This window comes from Stenotrophomonas sp. Ps181, assembly GCF_025697425.1.
GTDB lineage: Bacteria > Pseudomonadota > Gammaproteobacteria > Xanthomonadales > Xanthomonadaceae > Stenotrophomonas > Stenotrophomonas sepilia.
The window spans coordinates 315,817-332,354 of sequence record NZ_JAHWBI010000005.1; the positions used below are offsets into that span (position 1 = coordinate 315,817).

The following is a 16,538-nucleotide window of genomic DNA, read 5'->3' on the forward strand; positions in this document are numbered from 1 at the left end:
GGCATCATCGTGGCACGCCGACCACGTTGTTGAGCCGGGTCACTTCCTCGCCACCGTCGGCCAGCGCCACGCGCACGCGCAGGCCGCTGCGGTCGCCGGCCGGCAATGGCAACCAGACCTGCACGGTCTTCGGCTGCAGGTCACTGGGTGCCCCCAGCGCCGGCACGTCCGTGCGGGCGATCTCGCGACCGCGCGCGTCTTCCAGCATTGCTACGCCCATGCCGGTGCCGACATGCCCCAGGCTGTGCACGGTCACCTGCAGCTGGCTGCCGTCGATGCGTACGTCGCCGCGACCCACGCCCAGGTCCGGCCGTGTTTCCACCGGTGTTCCCTCGGACACGCGTTCGAACTCGAACACCTCGGTACGCCCGGGACGGAACTGCAGCGCTACCGAAGCGCTGGTTTCCAGCTGCACGCGGCGTTCGGCGGGCGTGCCGTCGATGTGGCCATCGCCATCGGCATCCACGCCGCTGCGTATCCGCCAGGTCCCGCTGGCCACGTTCCAGCCGGTCATGTCGGCGCCGATGGTGCGCGTGCCCAGGTTGTAGCTGGTAACGGTGAAACGTTCACGCGACGGCGCATGCACCAGCAGGGCGACCTGTTCGGCCGCTCCCTCGCGGTCGAAGCGCCAGCTGACGGTATGGCCGGGCCAACTCTGGTTGCGCTTCAGCGCAATGCCACCCAGGCGTGCGCGCTGCAGGAATTCACTGGGCGCTTCCACGCGGTCGGACCACCAGTGGCCCTCGGTGTTCATGTATGCGCGCTGCACTTTCGCCTGCAGGCCGTCGGCATGAAGGGCGGCGATGTATGACCTGTCGCCGCTGGCCTGCCACGCCATCAGGCTGGCGAAACCGGTTTTTCCCGCGTCGGCCTCGGCGCGCAGCAGCGGGTACCAGTCCTGTTGCCGGCCCAGTACGTCCACGACGTTCTCGCCCAGGTTGGCCAGTGCGCCCGGGCCGCCACGGGCCACGCGGTAGTCCAGTGCCTGCAGGTACTTCGCATCGCCGCTCCAGCGCCACGCCGCCCAGAAGGTGTGCATCGTGTCGCCGTTGCCGGAGCCGTTGTTCAACTCGCCGCCGCGGGTGGCACCGCTGGCCCAGTTGATCTCGTTGGGCAGGGTGAAGCCTCCCTTGTCGTCCTTGCCTGCGTGGGCCAGATAGCCATCGGCCAGGCCGATCACCAGCGCGCGGCCGGTGGGATCGGCGTTGTACTGGCCCAGCAGGAACGCCGGGTGCAGCACCGGGAAAGAATACGGCTTCTGCCACTGCCAGTTCGGTTCGCGGTAGACCTTGTTGCCACCGAACCAGTTGCTGGAAAACAGCAGGTGGCCCTGCGGGTTGCGCAGGATGATGCGCTCGTCGAAGGCCTTCACCGTTTCCATCAGGCGTTCCAGCGTCAGCGGGTCGCCCCAGTTGAGGTAGAGCATGGCGCTGTTGGTGTTGATGCCTTCCTCATAGGAATGCAGCTCGTCGGTCTCGATGGTGCTCAAGCCGTTGCTGAACATGCCATTGCGGTACACCGCATCGGACAGCGCGGTCAGCGAGGCGTTCAATCGATCCGGCTGCACACCCATCAGGGCCAGCCCCGGCCACTGCTGGGTCAGGTCGGAATCGTCGGAGATGCCACCGCCGAAATCCCCGTAGGCCACCTGCCGTTCATCGATCCACCAGTCGACGAACTGCCGCACCTGCGCCAGGTCCTGCACCTGGTTAAATGCCCACGCCGGCACGCCCCTGGGCACGGCAGGCGCCGTGTAGGGCGGTCGGCCCTGGCTGTTGTAGCTGATGTAGTTCCAGTACAGGCGGCCGAGTTCATGGTCCGGGTCCACCCGCAGCAGGTCGCTCAGGTCCGCATACACGCGCGCGTACAGGCGTTGGCGCTTGGACGTGGTGTGCTCTTCCACCAGGAAGCCCCAGTTGTCGCGGACCTGGTTGAAGCGGTCGGCCACGTGCTCCGTCAGCGCGTCGGCGCGCGGCTTGAACACCAGCCGGACCTGCGCACCGTCGAGGGCATCGGCATCGAAGCCCGGTGCGGCCGAGGCGATGCTCAGCCACAGGCTGTCCGGGGTGAGGATGCGATCGCGCAGGTCCAGCCACAGCGTGCGTTTCTGCCCTGGTGGCACCGACACCGATACGTCGATCATGTCGCGCGCCGGCCAGATCGGATCCTTGATGCGGATGTTCAGCGGGATCAGCCCATCGTGGGTGGGCGGCAGGTTGAGCGCGGGAAGGTCGATGGCCACGCCGTCCAGGCCGTCGTGCATGTTCTCCCAGCTGTAGGCCCAGCTGCGGATCAGCGGCTGGTTGGCGGGTGCATCGCCCACCCCGGAAGGGATCAGCACGTGCACGATGGGCCGCGGATGCGCAGGCAGGGTGCCGGCATCCCGGCGGCGGGAACCGGCGCCCTTCGGCAGCGCCATCACCGTGCTGCGTTCGGCGGCCGGGAAACGTCCATCGATGTAGCGGCGCAATGCGTCCAGGTTGGTGTAGTCGGGCAGCGCGTGGCTGTCGATGATGTAGGTCTGCTTCACCGTGCCTTCCGGCTCGCCGCCCTCGCTCACGTGGTAGGCCCAGATTTCCTGGATCGGTGTTTCCTGCTCGACGTTGCTGAAACGCAGCACGCCGCCGCGCTGCGCGGCAATGTTGTCGACGCTGCGCACCACGCCGCGCGGGCGCGTGATCAGCACGTCGGTGGCATGTTCGGCGTCGGGCCCGTGGGAGAGGGTGCCGAAGGCCGCACCACGGATCTCCACCCGATTCACCGTTTCGGTGGCCGGCAGGGTCAGGTCCAGGTGCTGGCCGCCTTCCACATAGGTGTTCCAGTCCGGAAGCTGGAAGTAGTCATTGCGGCCGGGCAGGCGCGAGCGGTTGTAGACGCCCGGCCAGGTGGTTTCGGCGATGCCATCGGTGGCCTTCCACATCCACGCCTTCAGGTCACGGGTGTCGGCAAATTCGATCTTGCGGATGCGGGTGCCGCCCGCCGCCACCGCTGGGGGTGCAGCCCCATCCCAGCCGAAGCGGTGGCGCCAGGCGCGCGTGCTATCGGCAACCCCCACGGCGCTGGCCGGTTCGCGCCCGCGAGCCAGCGCTGCCACCGCTGGCACATCCAGCATGCGGTCGTAGACCCGGATGTGCTGGAAATCGCTGCCACGCAGGAAGTTGTAGCGGCTCTGCACCTGGTACGGCGCCATCACCCGACCGGCCAGGCCAAGCTGGTCCAGCGCGGCATCGTAATCGCCGGTGGCCTGCGCGCGCGCGACTTCGCGGCCATCGATGAACAGGCGCACGCCCTGGTCCTCATCCCAGGCGAAGGCCAGGTGCAACCACTGGTCGGGACGCGGCAGTGCATCCATGCGGAACGACACGCGGGTGCGTGCCAGGTTGGCATCGGTTACGAAGGCATCGAAGCCGTGCCCGTTCCAGTCGATGCGCAGCCAGGCCATGTCCCAGCTGCTGTGGTCGGCGTAGCCGACGCGGAAGATCACGAACGGCGCTTCACCCACCGCGTAGCGTGAACGCCAGTCGAAGGCCAGCGTGCCGCGCTGGGCCAGGATGTTGCCCGGCGCATCCCAGGCAAGCACGCCGTCGTCTTCCCATTGGATGGCCTTGCCATGCTTGCCGTCGTCGACCACCGCCACCTTGTCGCGAAAGTTCGCTACGGCCTCACCGTGAGCGGTCACGGCCTGCAGGCCGTGATTGGCATCCACATGGAAGAGCAGGGTGGGGACATCGGCGGCGGCCGTCGCGGGGCCTGCGGCCAGGGCGACTGCCAGCAGCAGGCAGCGGAACACGGTCGTGCGGTGCGGCATGGAGACATTTCCTTTCAACGGGCGACGGCCGGCGGCGGGCCGCCGGACCGTAGCAAGGCCACGCCGCAGCGGCACCTTGCGGCGCAGCAGCGGTCATGGCGAACCGCGGCGCGTATCGGCACGCGCCGCCGGCGTTGCTCAGAACTTGTAGCGCACGCCCAGCAGGAACTGGCGGCCGGTTTCGGTGTACTGCAACGGCAGTCGGCCGGTCAGCGGCGAGTAGACCCACTCGTCGGAGGCCTCGTTGGTCAGGTTGATGCCTTCCAGGCTCAGTTCCAGCTGGTCGCTGATCTTGTAGCGGACGGAGGCATCGAACACCGTGGTGCCGGTCATGCCGTGATAGCCATCCAGATTGAAGCCGGTCTCCTGGCCAGGGGCCTGGGTCAGGTAGTCATCGCGGTTGGTCGCCGAGATGCGGCCGGCAAACCGCTCCCCTTCGTAGAACAGCGTCGCGTTCCACGATGACTTCGACAGACCGGTGAGATCGGTCTTCATGACCGGCTGGCCTGCCGAGTTGAGGTACTGGATCTTCGATTCCACCCAGGTGTAGTTCAGCTGTATGCCGAGGTTGGCCCACTTGCCGGGCAGGAAGGTGAAAGGCTGCGTGTAGTTGGCTTCCACGCCGTGCAGTTCGCCACCGGGCGTGTTGACCGGCTTGCTGTAGGTGAAGTCATCGCTGGCCGAGGCTCCGGTGCCTTCCAGCAGCGAGGCGGGCAGGCCGCTGTCGCTGTAGGGACGCACTTCGCGGGTGGTCTGGATGAAGCTCTCGATGTCCTTGTAGAACAGGCCGATGCCGGCCATCGCACCCTCGGCGAAGTACCATTCGAAGCCGAGATCGACATTGGTCGCGCGGATCGGATCCAGGTCAGGATTGCCGCTGGAGATGGTGCGCGCGCCGCCGGCCACAGCCACGGTCGCACCGGGCGTCAGGCTGCCCAGTCCCGGCCGGCTCATCACCTTGGCCGCGCCGAGCCGGATCAGGAAGTCCGGCGTGACTTCCGCCACCAGGTTGAACGAGGGCAGGGTGTCGTCATAGGTGCGGTTGGCCGTGGTCTGCACCGTGCCGTTGGCCAGCGTGGACAGGCCGGTGGAGGACTGCTTGGTGCGCACGTACCGCACGCCCACGTTGCCCGACAGGGGCAGGCTGCCCAGTTCGGTGGAGAACTCGCCCATCAAGTAGGCACCGCGGTCCTTTTCTTCCACGCTGCGCACATTGTTGGCACGCGGCGCCACCGCGAAGCTGCCGCTGTTGCTGTAGATGTCGAACTGCTCGGCAATCGCCCCGAGGTCGGGGACGACCCAGCTGGCGGGGCTGCCGTTGATGCCCTTCAGCCCTGCGGGCGTGGTCATGCCCGCCGGCACGACCTTCGTGCCATCGGCAAAGCCGGGTACGGCCAGCTCGCTGGCACGGCGCAGCTCGGTGGTGCTGAACGTGTAGTCCTTGGCCAGCACGCCGCCCTTCAGGCGGAAGCCCGGGCCGAGATTCCAGTTGAAGTCGATCTGGCCGGTATCGAAGTCATTGTCCACGTACTGCGGCCGCAGGCGGATTTCCGCCAGCTCCCAGCCGTTGGGGTTGGTCGGGTCGATGCCATAGTTGAGGACCGGCGCGCGGTTGTTGCCACGATAGTCGTAGCTGTAACCATCGACGTCATACTTGTCCATGATCACCGTGGTCTGCACGGGGTTCTCATGCCTGGAGCGCGAGATGCCGATCTTGCCGGACAGGGTGAAATCATCTCCGAAGCGATGCTGGCCGTTCAGTGCGATCTGCTTGAACTCGGTACTCCATTCGTCATGGCGGCTTTCGGAACGGATGTCGACATTGTCGAACTCGCCCTGGACCAGGGCGTTGTTCTCGATCACGCCGTTGCGGACCACCATGGCCGGCTTGCCGACCAGGCGCGGCGTGCTGCTGGTGCCGCGGCTGAAGGAGATCGCCTCGATGTAGTTTTCATCGCGGGTGGCATCGATCTTCGAGTACAGCGCATCGAGCGAGATTTCAGTGGCATCGCCGGGTTTCCACTGCAGCGAGCCGGTCACGCCCAGGCGCTTCTGCTCATGCTCCATCTGCACGTAGCGCGGGAAACGCGGATGGAACACGTTGGCACCACGCGCTGCGGCGAACGGCGAAGAGGCCGCGAAATTGCCGTTGCTCGGGCCGTTGGCCCAGCGCCCGGTGTTGGAGCCTTCCTCCAGCGCCTGGCGCTCGGAGTAGGCCACCGAAAGCAGGGCGCCGAAGGTGCCATCGGCGAAGGTATTGGATACCAGCGCCGCGACCCGCGGGTCGGCCTTCTCCGCCATGGCGTTGTAGCTGGCCTGGCCACTGGCGGCGAAGGTGAAGCCCTCATAGTCGAACGGCCGCGCGGTACGCAGATCGACCGTGGCACCCAGCGAGCCTTCTTCAACGTCGGCCGAGGCGGTCTTGCGCACCAGCAGCTGCGAGAACAGGTCCGAGGCGAACACATTGAAGTCGAAGCCACGGCCGCGGTTGGTGCCACCGCTCTGGTCACCGGCGCCGACGGTGGTCAGCGCCTCCATGCCGTTGATGCGCACGCGGGTGAAATCCGGGCCCAGGCCGCGCACGGAGATGTTGCGGCCTTCGCCGGCCTCGCGGGTGATGACCACGCCCGGGATGCGCTGCAGTGATTCGGCCAGATTCAGGTCGGGGAACTTGCCGATGTCCTCGGCAACAATGGCGTCGACCACGCCGGCTTCGCCGCGCTTGATGTCCAGCGCCTTTTCAACGCTGGCGCGGTAGCCGGTGACGGTGACCGTGTCCAGATCGGTGGCGGCCTGCTGCTGGGCAGCCGCCGTGGTGGACAGGGCCAGCGCCACGCCCATTGCCAGCAAGGTAACCGGTGTCTTTTTTCCGTGGATCCGAGATTGCATGCCTTTCCCCTCTCCCAAAGGTCTGGTATCGCAGCTGTGCAGCGGAATGACACCGCTGGTCAAAGCCGACGTTAACAGCACGCCTCGAATCGGGCATCTTGCAGCGCAACAGATCCGCAATGTCTCCAAGACGCTTGCAGGACAATGGTTTCGACATGCGAACCGAGCACCCGCGGCGCAACTTCGGTCTAGAATGACACCGCTAGTCAACGCCACACCCCCACGTGGTCCACAACCATGCCGCGCAGTGTCCCACGCTGGCGGCAAGCACGAAGGAGCGGAGATGGGTCGTATCGTGTGTTTCGGGGAGCTGCTGCTGCGCCTGGGTGCGCCCGGCCGCGAGCTGCTGCTGCAGTCTCCGCAGTTGCAGGTGCACGTGGGCGGAGCGGAAGCCAACGTGGGTGTCTCGCTGTCCCGGCTGGGACACCAGGTCTCGATGGTCGGCGCGGTCGCAGGCAACCCGCTCGGTGCCCACGCGCTGGCAGAACTGCGCCGGCACGGCGTGGACACCCGCCACGTTCACGAGGTGCCGGGCGCTCGGATGGGGCTGTATTTCCTCACCACCGGGGCGGTCCAGCGTGCCAGCGAAGTGGTCTATGACCGCGCGGACTCGGCGTTCGCGCGCAGCACTGCGGGCGACCATGACTGGCCGGCGTTGCTGCAGGGCGCGCACTGGCTGCACCTGTCCGGGGTCAGCCCGGCACTGGGGCCGGAGGTCGCCGCAGCGACGCTGGATGCCGCACGCGCGGCGCGGCAGGCCGGGGTTCGTGTTTCCTTTGACGGCAACTTCCGCCCCAGGCTCTGGCAGCGCTGGGGTGGTGACGCCCAGGCCGTGCTGCACGAGCTGTTCGCCCAGGCCGACATCGTCTTCGCCGACCACCGTGACATGGAGGTGGTGCTGGACCGGCCGTTCACGCAACAGGAGCCGGTCGCCCGCGTCGAGGCCGCCGCCGTCGCTGCGTTCGCAGCGTTTCCACAGCTGCAGTGGATGGCGTGCACGCAGCGGCAGGTGATCAGCGTCGACCACCATGCGATGGGTGCACTGTTGCTGGGCCGCGACGGAACACGCGCGCAGGCGCCCGTGCGCCAGCTGCAGGGCATCGTCGATCGCATCGGCGGTGGCGATGCCTTCGCGGCCGGCATCCTGCATGGCATCCTGTCCGGCCTTGATGCCGACGCCACTGTGCGCTTCGGCCTGGCCGCCGGGGCCCTGAAGCATTCCATCCCCGGTGATTTCAATCCTGTCAGCGAAGCTGACGTGCTGGCCCTGATGGGCGAGGAGCGATTCGATGTCCGCCGCTGATCCGCGCGTGCGCGCGGTGCTGAAACTGGCACCGGTGATTCCGGTGTATACCCCCGGCTCGGTGGAGGAGGCCGTGCAGGTCGCACAGGCGCTGTTCCGTGGTGGCCTGCCGGTAATCGAAGTCACGCTGCGCACGCCGCAGGCGATGGACGCCATCCGGGCGATGCGGGAGGCGGTACCCGATGCCGTGGTCGGTGCCGGCACCGTCCTCACGCCCGCGCAGATGCAGGCGGCCCGGGAGGCGGGCGCGCGTTTCGCCGTGTCGCCCGGCGCTACGCCGGCCCTGTATGCAGCCGCCCGCGATGCCGACCTGCCCTACCTGCCGGGCGTGGCCACCGGGTCGGAATTGATCCTGGGCCTGGAGCACGGCCTGGATACGTTCAAATTCTTCCCTGCCGTGCAGGCTGGCGGCGCCGCGCTGCTGTCGGCCTGGCACGGGCCGTTCGCCGATGTCCGCTTCTGCCCGACGGGCGGGATCAGCGTGCAGACCGCACCACAGTTCCTGCACCTGCCCAACGTGCTGTGCGTGGGCGGTTCGTGGCTGACCACCCCGGCGCTGCTGCAGACCCGCGACTGGGATGCCATCGAACGCCTGGCCCGCGAGGCCGCAGTGCTGGCCGGCTGAGGCCGCTGCTGCATTGCACCGGGCACCGTCGCGCGCGCTCAGCGCGTGGCGGGCCGGCCCAGGCGCCGGTACAGCGTGCTGCGGCTGATGCCCAGCTGCTTGGCCGCCGCGGAGATGTTGCCGTCGGCGGCCTGCAGGGCCTGACGCATCACCTCCTCGGCGATATCGCGCAGCCCACCGCGGACAGCGCAGGCGCTGTCTGCGGCCGTCACCTGCGGCGACAGCGGCGTGCTCATCAGGTCCGCCGGCAGGTGTGCTGCAGTGATCGGCTCGCCAGGGTCGCTCAACGCCACCAGGGTGCGCAGGCAGGCCTGCAGCTGCCGCAGGTTGCCCGGCCAGCGCTGCCGTTGCAGCAGCTCCAGCACCTCGGCCTGCAGTACGCGGCCTTGGGCCATCGGTGCCCACAGCGCCTGCAGCAGGGCGCCGCGCTCGTCCAGTTCGCGCAGGGTGGGCAGGTGCACCACATGATCGGCGATGCGGTAGTACAGGTCCGCGCGGAAGCGTCCGTCGGCCACGGCCTGCTGCAGGTCGCGGTGGCTGGCGCAGACGAGGGCGAAGTCCAGCTTTACCGGACGGCCACCGCCGAGCGGTGACAGTTCGCGTTCCTGCAGTACGCGCAGCAGTCGCGGCTGCAGGGCCAACGGCATGTCGCCGATCTCATCGAGGAACAGCACACCCCCCTGGGCCTGCCTCAGCAGGCCGGTACTGCCCTGCCGGCGCGCGCCGGTGAAGGCCCCTTCCTCGTAGCCGAACAACTCCGCTTCGATCAGCCCCTCTGGCAGGGCCGCGCAGTTCACCGCCACCAGCGGCTGGCCGGCGCGCGTACTGCGGCGGTGCAGCTCGCGTGCGAATACTTCCTTGCCGGTGCCCGTCTCCCCCTGCACCAGCACCGGCAGGCCGGCATCGAGCACGCGCACGGCCCGGTGCAACTGCTGCTGCACCGGCGTGGCCAGCACCGTGCCGGGCGCCGCCGGCACGGGAGCCACGGGGACCACGCGCGGAGCGCGTGCGGGCACGACGCTGCCGGCGCGTGCGCGGCGCTTGCTTTCACTGTGGCCGTACAGCGCGCGTCCCTGCCGGTCCAGCAGCATGCCGTCGTCGTGCAGCCGCGCGAGTGGCTGGTCGAACAGGGCCTCGTAGGAGGCGTGGCCGATGTCGTGCCGGTCCAGCCCGAACAGCCCCAGGCCAACGCGGTTGGCAGCCACCAGGCGGCCGTTGCGGAAGCCGAGCAGCGCTTCGCGCGGGCTGCCCAGCAGCAACGGCTGGGCATGCAGGTGCAGCAGTTCGCAGTCGTCCAGTCCGTCGGCAAAGTAACGGTGCTCGATCTGGTCCACGGCCTGGCGACCCAGCGCCAGCGCATGCAGATGGGCGTGGCGCGCGTCACCGGAAATGTCGAGCACGCCCACGCGTTGGCCGAAGGGATCGAAGATCGGTGTGGCCGAGCAGGTGAGGATGCCGTGCGGGGCGAAGAAATGCTCGCCGCCGCGTACCTGCAGGGCGCGGCCTTCGACGATGGCGGTGCCGATGGCATTGGTGCCGACGGTGCCTTCGTCCCAGCGCACGCCGGGCATCAGCGCGACCTGGCCGGCACGGTCCAGGAAGCTGTTGCTGCCCTCGGCATCCAGCACCCAGCCTTCCTCATCGGTGAGCAGCACGATGCCATCACTGCTGGCCAGCGAGCCGGCCAGGCCTTCCAGCTCGGGCCGGGCCAGCCGCCATAGGCGCTCGCGGCGCTGGCGCAGTTCGCGCAGAGAGGGTTCGGGCACCGGCGCCACGTCGGGCCGTGCATCCACCGATAGGCCCTGGCGCTGGCAGCGCCGCCACGACTGCAGGATGGCGTCGGGTACCACGCCAGCCGGCACTGCACCGCGCTCGAAGAAGGCACGGCGCGCGCCGCCGACGCGCTCGGGAAGAATCGGCTGGGACACCCTCTCGCTCCTTGTCGCATTCTGCGACAGCTGTTGCGGGCACTGTTTCGATTAAAAGCACATCCCGCCTTCAAGTGCCATGACGTCCACTGGTGCGCTGCGGCATTCCGCCAGGGGACCGCCAACACTGATACCGCCGCGCCGCGTGATGCGCCGCAGCACCGGCGGGATTGGCACGCTCGTTGCGGTAGCCGGGCAGGTCCCGGGTTGTCCGGGCCATCCAAGGAGTGCCCCCGATGAATGCCGTTGCTTCAATCCCGCCCTCGCCCTCAACCGACCCGGCCGGTCCCGGCACGCTGTTCAAACCCCGCTACGACAACTACATCGGTGGCCAGTGGGTGGCACCGCGCAGCGGCCAGTACTTCGACAACATCACGCCGATCACCGGCAGGGTGCTCACCTCGGTGGCGCGCTCCAACGCCGACGACATCGAGGCCGCGCTGGATGCGGCCCATGCCGCCAAGGAAGACTGGGGCAGGCGCTCCACCGCCGAGCGCGCCAACCTCCTCAACCGCATCGCTGACCGCATCGAGCAGAACCTGGAACTGATCGCGCGCGCCGAGACCTGGGACAACGGCAAGCCGATCCGCGAAACCCTCAACGCCGACATCCCGCTGATGGTCGACCACTTCCGCTATTTCGCAGGCGTGGTGCGCGCGCAGGAAGGCAGCCTGTCGGAGATCGACAAGGACACCGTGGCCTACCATTTCCACGAACCGCTGGGCGTGGTCGGCCAGATCATCCCGTGGAACTTCCCGTTGCTGATGGCGGCCTGGAAGCTGGCCCCGGCGCTCGCCGCCGGCAACTGCGTGGTGCTCAAGCCGGCCGAGCAGACCCCGGCCTCGATCTTGGTGCTGATGGAGATCATCGGTGACCTTCTGCCCCCGGGCGTGCTCAACATCGTCAACGGCTTTGGCCTGGAAGCAGGCAAGCCGCTGGCCAGCAGCCCACGCATCGCCAAGATCGCCTTCACCGGCGAGACCAGCACCGGCCGCCTGATCATGCAGTACGCCAGCCAGAACCTGATTCCGGTGACGCTGGAACTGGGCGGCAAGTCGCCCAACATCTTCTTCGCCGACGTGATGGCCGAGGACGATGATTTCCTCGACAAGGCCGTGGAGGGCTTCGTGCTGTTCGCGCTGAACCAGGGCGAAGTGTGCACCTGCCCGTCGCGTGCGCTGGTACAGGAATCCATCTACGAGCGTTTCATGGAACGGGTGCTCAGGCGCGTGGCCGCGATCAGGCAGGGTGATCCGCTGGACCCGGACACCATGATCGGCGCACAGGCCTCCGCCGAACAGCTGGACAAGATCCTCTCCTACATCGACATCGGCAAGCAGGAAGGGGCCGAAGTGCTGATCGGTGGCGAGCAGAACACCCTGGGTGGCGACCTGGCCGGTGGTTACTACGTGAAACCCACCGTATTCAGGGGCCACAACCGCATGCGCATCTTCCAGGAGGAGATCTTCGGGCCGGTGGTAGCGGTGACCACCTTCAAGACCGAGGAAGAAGCTCTGCAGATCGCCAACGACACGCTGTACGGCCTGGGTGCCGGCGTGTGGAGCCGGGACGCCGCGCGCCTCTACCGCATGGGCCGTGCCATCCAGGCCGGGCGCGTGTGGACCAACTGCTATCACGCCTACCCGGCGCACGCCGCATTCGGTGGCTACAAGCAGTCGGGCATCGGCCGCGAGAACCACCGGATGATGCTCGACCACTACCAGCAGACCAAGAACCTGCTGGTCAGCTATTCGCCGAAGAAGCTCGGCTTCTTCTGATGGATTGATCGGGATCAAGGCGCAGGCATGGGGCCGGCGCCATCCTGTCTGCAAGCGCACTACGGAGAAGCATGCATGAACAGAACCATGAAGGCCGCCGTCGTCCGTGAGTTCGGCAAGCCACTGGTCATCGAGGAAGTCGTGGTACCGCGCCCGGGGGCGGGCGAGGTACTGGTCAAGATCGAGGCTTGTGGCGTCTGCCATACCGACCTGCACGCCGCCGAGGGCGACTGGCCGGTGAAACCGAACCCGCCGTTCATCCCCGGCCACGAGGGCGTGGGGCACGTCGTGGCCGTGGGAGGCGGGGTAGGGCACGTCAAGGAAGGCGACAGGGTCGGCATCCCCTGGTTGTACTCGGCGTGTGGTCATTGCGAACACTGCCTGGGTGGCTGGGAAACGCTGTGCGAGACGCAGCGCAACACCGGCTACTCGGTCAACGGCGGCTTCGCCGAGTACGCACTGGCCGATGCCAACTATGTCGGCCTGCTTCCGAAGGACGTGGGCTTCGTCGAGATCGCGCCGGTGCTATGCGCCGGCGTGACCGTCTACAAGGGCCTGAAGGTCACCGACACCAAGCCCGGTGACTGGGTGGCGATTTCCGGCATCGGTGGCCTGGGCCACATGGCGGTGCAGTACGCTCGCGCAATGGGCCTGAACGTGGCCGCGGTGGACGTGGACGATACCAAGCTTGCACTGGCGCGCCAGCTGGGCGCGCAGGTCACCGTCAACGCGCGCACCACCGACCCGGCCGCCTTCCTGAAGAAGGAAATCGGTGGCGCACACGGTGCACTGGTCACGGCGGTGTCGCCGAAGGCGTTCGAGCAGGCACTGGGCATGGTGCGCCGTGGCGGCACTGTCTCGCTCAATGGCCTGCCGCCCGGCAACTTCCCGCTGGATATCTTCGGCATGGTGCTTAATGGCATCACCGTGCGCGGCTCGATCGTCGGTACCCGGCTGGACCTGCAGGAATCACTGCAGTTCGCCGCCGAGGGCAAGGTCGCGGCCACGGTCAGCACCGACCGCCTGGAAAACATCAACGACGTGTTCGCGCGCATGCATGCGGGCACCATCGAAGGCCGCGTGGTGCTCGACTTCGCCGCCTGACCGCCTGTGCATGGCCGCCGTCGCTCCGTCCCCCTCTCCCACGGACGCGGCGGCCATGCCGATTCATCGGATCGGATCCACACACATTTCGGTAGTGCCGGCCGTTGGCCGGCATGCCGGGTTCTCCGCCGCAGCCGTACAATGCGCGCATGCCTGGCGTGCTCAAGACCCTGTTCCTGTCCATCGTTGCCCTGATCGGCGGCGTGCTGTCGCTTGCGCTGGTCAGCAGCGTCGCCAGCTGGCTGCCACCGTTGCTGGGCCTGTCGCCGGACAACAACAGCGTGCAGCTGGGCTGGGATCTCGCCTTCAGCGTGCTCGGTGGCATCGCCGGGGTTTCCTTTGCCACCTATTACGCGCCCTGCTGGCCGCGATCGCACGGCTTCTCGATCTGGTCGCTGGTCGCGCTGGGCTGTGGCTACGCAATGTGGACGGCCGGTGCGGATTTCCCGTTCTGGTTCGTCATTTCACTGCTGGCGTCACTGCCGTTGCAACTGCTGGCCGGCTGGTGGTTCGGCCGTCGTCCCTCGCGCGATCCGCGCTGAGCGCATACAGGTAGTGCCGGCCGCTGGCCGGCAACCTTGGCCACCCTGCAGTTGCCGGCCGGCGGCCGGCACTACCGCTTCAGCGACGGCAACGTCTGCTTCAGCCGCGCGATGCCGTGCCAAGGGTCCGCCTTCAGCCGCTTCGCGCGCGCCAGCGCCTTGCCCATGGGAAATGCGTCGGCGGCATTGATACGAGCCAGTTCATCCCAGCGCAGCGGTACTGCCACGCCAGCGGAATCGCGCGCACGCAACGACCACGAGCACACACTGGTGGCACCCCGCGTATTGCGCAGCCAGTCGATGAAAATGACGCCACCACGCTTGGCCTTGCTCATTGTTGCCACGTAGCGGTCCGGCGCCCGCTCCGCCATCGCCCGGGCGAACGCCTCACAGAACGCCTTGGCCTGTTCCCAGTCAGCCTTGGGCCGCAGCGGCACCACCACATGCACGCCCTTGCCCCCGGACAGCCGCACGAAACTCTTCAGGCCGGCTTCCTGCAGGCGGTCACGGACATCACGCGCAGCGGCTTTCACCTCTGCCCAGCCCACCCCTTCACCGGGATCGAGATCGAACACCAAGCGATCCGGGTGCTCGGGATCGGCCACGGTCGCGCCCCACGGATGCAGCTCCAGGGTGTTCATCTGCACCAGTTGCAGCAGGCCCCGCACATCGTCGATGTAGACGTAGTCCTCGCGGCCGCTCTTCTGCTGCAGGGGCACCGCGTGCACGGCATCGCCCAGGCCGGGGCCATGGTGCTTCTGGAAGAAGCAGGCCTTGCCCACGCCATCCGGGCAGCGCAGCAGTGACAAGGGCCGCCCGGCAATTTCGGGCAGGATCCAGCGCGCCATGCGCTGGTAGTAGTCCGCCACGTCGCCCTTGCTGAGCTTCTGCCTGGGGAACACCACCCGCTCCGGATGGGTGATCTGGACCTCGCCCCCGGCTTCAGCACTCGATACGGCCACTCCCAGGTCCTCCTTCTGCTTGTCGCTGCGCAGCCGCTTGAAACTGGCCTGGCGCAGCAGGCCTTCCTTGCCCCAGCCACGGAACGCCACCTCCGCTACCGTCACCGGCTTCACCCAGCGAACGCTGGCGGCGCGGAACGGCACATGCGCGGGCAGTTCCAGCACCGGCGTCCTCACCGCCAGTGGCTGCAGTGCCTTGAGCAGCGCGCGCAGGCTCTCGTCGTCGAAGCCGGTGCCGACCCGCCCCACATAGCGCAATCCGCCGTTGTCCGGCGTGGCGAGAAGCAGCGAGCCGAACCCTACCCGGGAGCCCTTCGGTGCCGTGTAGCCGACAATCACGAACTCGTCGGTGTCTTCATGCTTCACCTTCACCCAGCTGCGTGCACGGGTGTTCACGTAGGGCGCATCCACCTGCTTGCTGACGATGCCTTCGAATCCCGCCTTGCCGCTGGCATCGAACACCTGCGGGCCATGGTCGATCACGTGCTCGCTGAAGGCCAGGGTTCCGGGCGTGGGTCCGATGAGATCCTTCAGCAGCGCCTTGCGCTCCAGCAGCGGTGAACGACTGATGTCCACGCCGGCCACACCCGGCAGATCGAACACGATGTAGCGCAACGGTTGCTTCGAACTCCCGTCGATCACGCGCTGCAGCGCGGCGAAGTCGCTGCGTCCATCCCGGTCCAGCACCACCAGCTCGCCGTCCAGTCGCGCATCCGTCACCGGCAGTGCCTGCACGGCCTGTACCACCTCGGGGAAATCACCGGTCCAATCCAGGCCGTTGCGGGAGCACAGCGTCACCTTGCCTTCGTGCAGATCGGCCAGCAGGCGATAGCCATCCCACTTGATCTCATGCAACCAGCGCTCGCCGTCCGGTGCACTGTCGCGATGATCGGTCAACTGTGGCTTGAAGGCACGCGGGTAGGGCGTGTCACGCGCGCCGTCCAGGTTCAGCGCTCGCGCATGCCAACGCGCATCGGCCTTGCGGGTCGCCGATCGTGCAGCCGGTGCGGCGCGCGTTGACTTGCCCGCCGTGCGCTTGCTCACTGCGGATGTTCGTTTCGGCATGGGGGATTGGAGCAGATCATCTGCTTCGGCGTCACGCGCTTCCCCGTCGTCGCGTTTGATCAACAGCCACTGCAGCTGGCGTCCCTTCATCGCTGTGCGCACCAGCTTCCAGCCGCCGGCCAGGCGTTGCCCATGCAGCACGAAGTCGATCTTTCCCGCTGCCAGTGCCTGCAGTGGATCGCCTTCGCAGGCCCATGTGCCGTGATCGAAGACCTCCACGTGGCCAGCGCCATAGTGGCCTTCGGGAATGTCTCCTTCGAAAACGGCGTAGGACAGCGGATGGTCTTCCACTTCCACGGCCAGCCGCTTGTCACCAGCGCGAAGCGAAGGACCCTTCGGCACCGCCCAGCTTTTCAGCACACCGTCCATCTCAAGGCGGAAGTCATAGTGCCGCGAACTGGCATGATGCAGCTGTATGACAAAGATCGGCCGCCGCTTCGGGTTGCCGTGTGCGGGTGTGTCGTCAGGTTCCGGTGTCTGCCCGAGGCCACCGCCAAGCCGGCGCTTTCGCCGGTACTGGTGCAACGACATGGC

Annotated in this window: 9 protein-coding genes; 5 read left to right on the forward strand and 4 right to left on the reverse strand. The window is 67.4% G+C overall.

The window, feature by feature from the left end:
- Positions 1 to 4 precede the first annotated feature (4 nt).
- Both KXV01_RS14040 and KXV01_RS14045 read right to left on the reverse strand, forming a co-directional pair.
- Positions 5 to 3,808, reverse strand: a complete 3,804-nt coding sequence (locus KXV01_RS14040) for a LamG domain-containing protein (RefSeq protein ID WP_263467875.1) — start codon at positions 3,806 to 3,808, stop codon at positions 5 to 7.
- A gap of 138 nt (positions 3,809 to 3,946) precedes the next feature.
- Positions 3,947 to 6,697, reverse strand: a complete 2,751-nt coding sequence (locus KXV01_RS14045; protein ID WP_049413383.1) for a TonB-dependent receptor — start codon at positions 6,695 to 6,697, stop codon at positions 3,947 to 3,949.
- A gap of 283 nt (positions 6,698 to 6,980) precedes the next feature.
- Here KXV01_RS14045 and KXV01_RS14050 point away from each other — a divergent pair, with 283 nt between their 5' ends.
- Both KXV01_RS14050 and eda read left to right on the forward strand, forming a co-directional pair.
- Complete coding sequence (locus tag KXV01_RS14050) at positions 6,981 to 8,000, forward strand: sugar kinase (protein ID WP_005421153.1); 1,020 nt, start codon at positions 6,981 to 6,983, stop codon at positions 7,998 to 8,000.
- A complete protein-coding gene (gene eda / locus KXV01_RS14055; RefSeq protein ID WP_049438647.1) occupies positions 7,987 to 8,625 on the forward strand; it encodes a bifunctional 4-hydroxy-2-oxoglutarate aldolase/2-dehydro-3-deoxy-phosphogluconate aldolase in 639 nt (212 codons plus the stop codon). Before KXV01_RS14050 ends, eda begins: the two co-directional genes overlap by 14 nt.
- 38 nt (positions 8,626 to 8,663) lie before the next feature.
- On the opposite strand, the gene KXV01_RS14060 is transcribed toward eda, so the two are convergent.
- A complete protein-coding gene (locus tag KXV01_RS14060; RefSeq protein WP_049413388.1) occupies positions 8,664 to 10,553 on the reverse strand; it encodes a sigma-54-dependent Fis family transcriptional regulator in 1,890 nt (629 codons plus the stop codon).
- A 236-nt stretch (positions 10,554 to 10,789) separates the two neighbouring features.
- Here KXV01_RS14060 and adh point away from each other — a divergent pair, with 236 nt between their 5' ends.
- From adh to KXV01_RS14075, 3 genes are all read left to right on the forward strand, one after another.
- Positions 10,790 to 12,331, forward strand: coding sequence for an aldehyde dehydrogenase (adh, locus tag KXV01_RS14065; protein ID WP_005421161.1), 1,542 nt, complete (start codon positions 10,790 to 10,792; stop codon positions 12,329 to 12,331).
- Between the two features lie 75 nt (positions 12,332 to 12,406).
- Entirely contained in the window at positions 12,407 to 13,435 is a 1,029-nt protein-coding gene (adhP, locus tag KXV01_RS14070; protein WP_263467876.1) for an alcohol dehydrogenase AdhP, read from the forward strand.
- A gap of 149 nt (positions 13,436 to 13,584) precedes the next feature.
- Positions 13,585 to 13,977, forward strand: a complete 393-nt coding sequence (locus KXV01_RS14075) for a hypothetical protein (protein ID WP_049413416.1) — start codon at positions 13,585 to 13,587, stop codon at positions 13,975 to 13,977.
- A gap of 71 nt (positions 13,978 to 14,048) precedes the next feature.
- Here KXV01_RS14075 and ligD read toward each other — a convergent pair whose 3' ends face one another.
- Complete coding sequence (gene ligD, locus KXV01_RS14080; protein WP_049413390.1) at positions 14,049 to 16,535, reverse strand: DNA ligase D; 2,487 nt, start codon at positions 16,533 to 16,535, stop codon at positions 14,049 to 14,051.
- Between the last annotated feature and the right edge of the window lie 3 nt (positions 16,536 to 16,538).

Excerpts from the sequence above, each read along its gene's own strand:
- adhP (WP_263467876.1), top strand. The coding sequence starts at position 12,407 with ATGAACAGAACCATGAAGGCCGCCGTCGTCCGTGAGTTCGGCAAGCCA.
- KXV01_RS14045 (WP_049413383.1), bottom strand. The coding sequence starts at position 6,697 with ATGCAATCTCGGATCCACGGAAAAAAGACACCGGTTACCTTGCTGGCA.
- KXV01_RS14050 (WP_005421153.1), top strand. The coding sequence starts at position 6,981 with ATGGGTCGTATCGTGTGTTTCGGGGAGCTGCTGCTGCGCCTGGGTGCG.
- ligD (WP_049413390.1), bottom strand. The coding sequence starts at position 16,535 with ATGTCGTTGCACCAGTACCGGCGAAAGCGCCGGCTTGGCGGTGGCCTC.
- eda (WP_049438647.1), top strand. The coding sequence starts at position 7,987 with ATGTCCGCCGCTGATCCGCGCGTGCGCGCGGTGCTGAAACTGGCACCG.
- adh (WP_005421161.1), top strand. The coding sequence starts at position 10,790 with ATGAATGCCGTTGCTTCAATCCCGCCCTCGCCCTCAACCGACCCGGCC.
- KXV01_RS14040 (WP_263467875.1), bottom strand. The coding sequence starts at position 3,808 with ATGCCGCACCGCACGACCGTGTTCCGCTGCCTGCTGCTGGCAGTCGCC.
- KXV01_RS14075 (WP_049413416.1), top strand. The coding sequence starts at position 13,585 with ATGCCTGGCGTGCTCAAGACCCTGTTCCTGTCCATCGTTGCCCTGATC.